A 5,043-nucleotide genomic window follows, 5' to 3' on the forward strand; every position below is an offset into this window, starting at 1 on the left:
GGCCGAGGTGACGGGACGCGAGGTCTCGTACGTCCCGCTCGGCTTCGACGACCAGATCGCCGCGCTCCGCGGCGCCGGCCTCGACGAGGGTACGGCCGGATTCGTCGCCGCGCTCGACGCCGGAATCAAGAACGGCGCCCTCGGCGACACCGACGGCACGCTCGCACGTCTGATCGGCCGCCCGACGACCCCGCTCGTCGAGGGGCTGCGCGCCGCCTCCGCCTGATCCCGCGGGGAGACCGCGTGCCGCCGTCCCCCCGGACGGCGGCACGCGGTGGTTTTCATCGCTGGGTCAGGTCGCCGCGTGCGCTTGCACCGGAACCTGCACGTGAGCGACGGTGAGGGTGATGCTCTCACGGCGGACGCCGCGCTCCGCGAGCACCGCATCGACGGCCGCATGCACGGCGTGGAGGATGTCCGCCGAACGCGCTGCGGAGTCGACCCCGAGGGTCGCCTCGATGACCACACCGTCACCGTTCCCGGCGACGGAGACGATCGGCTCCTCGTTCGTGCGCACGCCGATCGCCTCGGCCCCCGCACGCAGCAGGTTCGAGATCAACGACCCGGACCGATAGACGCTGCGGACGCCCGGCGTCGACCGGACCACCGCCTCGATCGCTGCGGCGAGCTCGCCGCGCTCCTGTGCATCCATCAGCTCTCCCCCGCCCACGACGACACCTCCCGGATGTCTCTGATCGCGATGTCGATCGCGACGATGTTCAACTCGGTGTGTGCACGCAGACCACGATCCACCTCGGCTCGCAGCTCGGCGGCGACCTTCGGGATGGACTGTCCGTGCAGCGCGCTCGCATCGATCTCGACACGGATCGGGGTCCCGGGTCGGGTCACGTCCCCGTCGAGTCGACACCGTCCGATGAGAAGGCCGGGCACGGCGTTCTCCGCCGACCGGATGAGGCCTCGCACCGCCCCCTCGGTGATCGCGAGATCCACCTGCGGATCCGGAGACTCGAACGGGATGCGCCTTCCGGCGCGCGCATCCATGGCGATGCCACTGAGGATGCGATCGACCCAGTTCTCGTCGACGGGAGGTTCGGCAGCGGCTTCCGCAGCGATGAGCTCGGCACCGAGCCCCTGCAGGCGTGTCAGTGCGTCGAGTGCGAGCTGGCAACCGGGAGATTCGTCGATCGAGCGATCTGCGGGCTGTCGCCCCGCATCGAGATAGTCGGTGAGCTCGTCGAGCGTGTGCCCGTCGAGATCGGTCGGTTCCAGGCCGAGCCGGCGGACGTCGGGACTCTCTCTGTCGTCGGTCATCGCCACTCCTCCATCCGTACGATCATGTATTTCCGTGCTCGGGCGAGCAGTCCGCGGGCCGTCGACACGGGGATGTCGAGCTCCTCGGAGATCTCCTCATAGGAGTACCCTCCGATCTCCCGCAGAACCCAGCACTCGCGCTGCGCATCCGGCAGCTCTCGCAGGGCGGCACCGAGCGCCGCGACGCCCGCGCGCGCTTCGACGACCGCGGTCGGCGACGCGTGCAGCGGGGCGGGACGGTCGATCGAGTCGATGTCCACGGCCGGTCGGGTCGCACGGATGCGATCGACGGCCTTCCGACTGACGATCCGCATCAGCCAGCTCTTCACCTTGGCCGGGTCGTCGAGCTCGCCGAACCGCTGCCAGGCGGTGACGAAGGATTCCTGGACGATGTCGTCGACATCGGCCGATGCGTTCAGCATCCGCTGCGTGTACGCCCGCATCATGGGCGTGTACCTGCGCACGAGAACCGCGAACGCCGCGACGTCGCCATCCATCGCGCGGCCGGCGACGATGCCGTCGTCCGCATGTTCGAGCGCTGTGCGAAAGCGTTCGTCTTCCATCTACCCCACCCCTCGACCCGATCCCCTGAGAGATTCGGAACAGTCGCCCCACCGGATCGGATCATTTCTCACCCACCTGGGAAGGATCGGGGAGAGGCCGTGCGGCCTCTCCCCGCCTCGTCACTTCTTGAAGGCATCCTTCACGTTCTCAGCGGCGTCGCGGACGTCGCCCTTCGCCTGCTCGGCTTTGCCCTCGGCGACGAGCTTGTCGTTGTCGGTGAGCTTGCCGACGGTCTTCTTCGCCTTGCCGGAGACCTTCTCCGCAGCGGCCTTGATCTTGTCTTCAGCACTCATGGCTTCTCCTTCTCCCATATCGGCCCCGGACTTCGGGACCGCGTCTTCGACGAGGCGCCCTATGCGGTCCGCGCGTCGTCCGTGTCGTTCTCATCGTCGGAGGGCACGTGCACGTCGTCGATGGTGACGTTGACCTCGACGGCCTCCACGCCCACCAGCTCGACGATGTCCCGGTGGATGGCTGCGCGCACGTCGTCGGCGACCTTCTGCAGCGACACCGGATACTCCGCGACGATCGTCACATCGACCGTGATCTGTGCTTCGCCGACCGCGACGCTGATCCCCTGCGAGAGGTCCGTCGTGTTGAGCGCATCCCGAATCACGCCCACCATGCGCGCGGCGCCCCCGCCGAGCGCATGGACCCCACTGACGTCACGCGCAGCGATGCCGGCGATCTTCGCGATCACCGCATCCTCGATCGTGGTCGTCCCCACTGCAGCCCCCTGCACCGGAGTGACGACCTGGATCTCGGGCTGAGTGCCACCCGTCGTGTTCGTCATCGTGAGCTCCTTCATACGTGTGCCGCCCGCAGTGCGGTGCGCAGGTCGCGGTCGGCGACGCCATCACTAAGACGTATGCCGGAGGGCAGATGTCACAGATCGGTCGAAAAGATTCTCGTGCGGGCTCGACGGACCACTCTCAGTGCACTCCAAGGTTGAGAGTGCAATATTGCACTCTATGAGCGAGAGTGCAGATTCACTGCGGGAGCAACGCAAACGGGATACCTCCCGCGCCCTCACGGATGCCGCGCGGCGGCTGACGACGGAGAGGGGCTTCGCCGGATTCACGATCGAGGAGCTGTGCGCCGAGGTCGGGGTCTCCCGTCGCACGTTCTTCAACTACTTCGAGAGCAAGGAGAACGCGGTCTTCGGGTTCGCGACGATCGATTCCCGTCAGGAGGCGCTCGAGGAGGAGTTCGCCGCCCGCCGCGGCGACCTCATCGACGACTTCATCCAGCTGACGATCAGCCGCTTCGAGCTCTTCAATCCTGTGGAAGACGCCCCGGCGATGTTCGCCGTGATCGAGCAGGAGCCGCGTCTGCTCAAGGCCGCATTCGAGCAGATCGCGAAGAACGAACGACGCGATGTCGGCCTGATCCTGCGCCGCACCGTCGACGCCGAAGGCTCCGATCAGACCGACGACACGGCCGACGCGGAGTTGCGCGCCGAGGTGGTCGTGCACACCGTCGGCGCGCTCGTGCGCATGAGCATGGACCAGCTCCTGCATCACCAGTCCATCGAGTCGTTCGCCGACCTCATCACCCGACGCCTCGACCTCGCCCGATCGCTGTACGCGCCGTCACAGAAAGCCCACTGAATGTCCGTCACCGCCACGAAGGATGCGCCTTTCCTGCTCACGAAGCGCCGCATCTGGATCATCTTCAGCGCCCTCATCGCGGGCATGCTGCTCTCCAGCCTCGACCAGACCATCGTCTCCACCGCCATGCCGACGATCGTCGGGCAGCTCGGTGGCGTCGACCACCAGGTGTGGATCACCACCGCCTACCTGCTCGCGACCACCATCGTGATGCCCATCTACGGCAAGTTCGGCGACGTGCTGGGTCGGCGCAACCTCTTCCTCGTCGCGATCGCGCTGTTCACCCTCGCCTCGGTCGGCTGCGCGTTCGCCTCCGACTTCTGGATGTTCGTCGTGTTCCGCGCGCTGCAGGGTCTCGGCGGTGGTGGCCTGATGATCCTGTCGCAGGCGATCATCGCCGACATCGTCCCCGCGAATGAGCGCGGCAAGTACATGGGACCGCTCGGTGCCGTCTTCGGCCTCTCGGCTGTCGCCGGTCCACTGCTCGGCGGCTACTTCGTCGACCACCTCACGTGGCAGTGGGCGTTCTACATCAACATCCCGGTCGGCATCGCCGCCTTCATCATCGCCCTGGTCGCGCTCAAGCTGCCGAGCAAGAAGGCCGAGAAGCCGATAGACATCTTCGGGGTGGTCTTCCTCTCCATCGCCACGACGTGCCTCATCTTCTTCACCGACTTCGGCGGAGACAAGGAGTTCGGCTGGGGTTCGCTCGCCACCTGGGCCTGGGGCGCCGGACTCGTCGTCGCAGCGACCGCCTTCGTGATCACGGAGTCGCGGGTGCAGGACCCGATCATCCCGCTGAGCCTGTTCCGCAACCCGATCTTCGTGAACGCCACCGCGATCGGACTCGTGCTCGGAATCGGCATGTTCGCGGCGATCGGATTCGTGCCGACCTTCCTGCAGATGTCCTCCGGCACCTCTGCCGCGGAGTCCGGTCTGCTGATGATCCCGATGATGGTCGGCCTGATGGGGACCTCGATCTTCTCGGGCATCGCGATCTCGAAGACCGGCCGATACAAGATCTATCCGATCCTGGGCACGATCATCACCGGCATCGCCATGGTCTCGATGACCACGCTGTCGGCGTCGACCCCGATCTGGCTGATCTGCGTGTTCCTGTTCGTGTTCGGCGCCGGTCTCGGCCTCATCATGCAGGTCGTCGTGCTGGTCGTGCAGAATGCGGTCCCGGCCGGCGAGATCGGCACCGCGACCAGCACGAACAACTACTTCCGCGAGGTGGGCGCCTCACTCGGCACGGCGGTGTTCGGCACGATCTTCACCACGCGGCTCACCGAGAACCTGCTCGGCGTCTTCGCGGGAGCCGGCGCCTCACCCGAGGCGGCCTCCGAGGCCGCGTCGACGATCGATCCGTCGACGCTCAGCTCCCTGCCCGACGAGGTCCGAGAGGGCATCGTCACCGCCTATGCGGACGCCCTGGCGCCGGTGTTCTGGTATCTCGTCCCGTTCATCGTGCTCGCGCTCCTGCTCTCGCTGTTCCTCAAGCAGATCCCGCTGTCGGATCAGGCCGGACTGGTCGCGCGCGGCGAGGCCATCAGCGGTGACGAGGCGGAGCGGCTGGAGGCCGAGCAGCGCGGGG

General features: G+C 66.9%; 7 protein-coding genes and 1 pseudogene. 3 read left to right on the forward strand and 5 right to left on the reverse strand.

Annotated features, from left to right (window positions below):
• Nucleotides 1-226, forward strand: a pseudogene (locus B2869_RS17365) (NAD(P)-dependent oxidoreductase); the annotation flags it as partial.
• A 66-nt stretch (nt 227-292) separates the two neighbouring features.
• Here B2869_RS17365 and B2869_RS17370 read toward each other — a convergent pair.
• The 5 genes from B2869_RS17370 to B2869_RS17390 all read right to left on the reverse strand — a co-directional run bounded on the left by B2869_RS17370 (nt 293) and on the right by B2869_RS17390 (nt 2,629).
• A complete protein-coding gene (locus B2869_RS17370) occupies nt 293-652 on the reverse strand; it encodes a hypothetical protein (protein WP_292769298.1) in 360 nt (119 codons plus the stop codon).
• Entirely contained in the window at nt 652-1,272 is a 621-nt protein-coding gene (locus B2869_RS17375) for a hypothetical protein (RefSeq protein ID WP_292769301.1), read from the reverse strand. Before B2869_RS17375 ends, B2869_RS17370 begins: the two co-directional genes overlap by 1 nt.
• Nucleotides 1,269-1,835, reverse strand: coding sequence for an RNA polymerase sigma factor (locus B2869_RS17380; protein WP_292769304.1), 567 nt, complete (start codon nt 1,833-1,835; stop codon nt 1,269-1,271). Before B2869_RS17380 ends, B2869_RS17375 begins: the two co-directional genes overlap by 4 nt.
• Nucleotides 1,836-1,955: 120 nt before the next feature.
• Nucleotides 1,956-2,129: a CsbD family protein gene (locus B2869_RS17385; protein WP_292769307.1), complete on the reverse strand. Its 174-nt coding sequence runs from the start codon at nt 2,127-2,129 to the stop codon at nt 1,956-1,958.
• A gap of 59 nt (nt 2,130-2,188) precedes the next feature.
• A complete protein-coding gene (locus B2869_RS17390; protein ID WP_292769310.1) occupies nt 2,189-2,629 on the reverse strand; it encodes an Asp23/Gls24 family envelope stress response protein in 441 nt (146 codons plus the stop codon).
• Nucleotides 2,630-2,807: 178 nt separating this feature from the next.
• On the opposite strand from B2869_RS17390, the gene B2869_RS17395 reads away from it, so the two are divergent.
• Together B2869_RS17395 and B2869_RS17400 are read left to right on the forward strand one after the other, a co-directional pair.
• Entirely contained in the window at nt 2,808-3,446 is a 639-nt protein-coding gene (locus tag B2869_RS17395) for a TetR/AcrR family transcriptional regulator (RefSeq protein ID WP_021199036.1), read from the forward strand.
• Nucleotides 3,447-5,043: MDR family MFS transporter (locus B2869_RS17400; RefSeq protein WP_292769314.1), on the forward strand; the 1,597-nt coding region annotated here is incomplete at its 3' end. It abuts the gene before it with no gap.

It is taken from the genome of Microbacterium sp. UBA3486 (assembly GCF_002377845.1).
Taxonomy (GTDB): Bacteria; Actinomycetota; Actinomycetes; order Actinomycetales; family Microbacteriaceae; genus Microbacterium; species Microbacterium maritypicum_A.

Excerpts from the sequence above, each read along its gene's own strand:
- B2869_RS17395 (WP_021199036.1), top strand. The coding sequence starts at position 2,808 with ATGAGCGAGAGTGCAGATTCACTGCGGGAGCAACGCAAACGGGATACC.
- B2869_RS17380 (WP_292769304.1), bottom strand. The coding sequence starts at position 1,835 with ATGGAAGACGAACGCTTTCGCACAGCGCTCGAACATGCGGACGACGGC.
- B2869_RS17385 (WP_292769307.1), bottom strand. The coding sequence starts at position 2,129 with ATGAGTGCTGAAGACAAGATCAAGGCCGCTGCGGAGAAGGTCTCCGGC.
- B2869_RS17375 (WP_292769301.1), bottom strand. The coding sequence starts at position 1,272 with ATGACCGACGACAGAGAGAGTCCCGACGTCCGCCGGCTCGGCCTGGAA.
- B2869_RS17370 (WP_292769298.1), bottom strand. The coding sequence starts at position 652 with ATGGATGCACAGGAGCGCGGCGAGCTCGCCGCAGCGATCGAGGCGGTG.
- B2869_RS17390 (WP_292769310.1), bottom strand. The coding sequence starts at position 2,629 with ATGACGAACACGACGGGTGGCACTCAGCCCGAGATCCAGGTCGTCACT.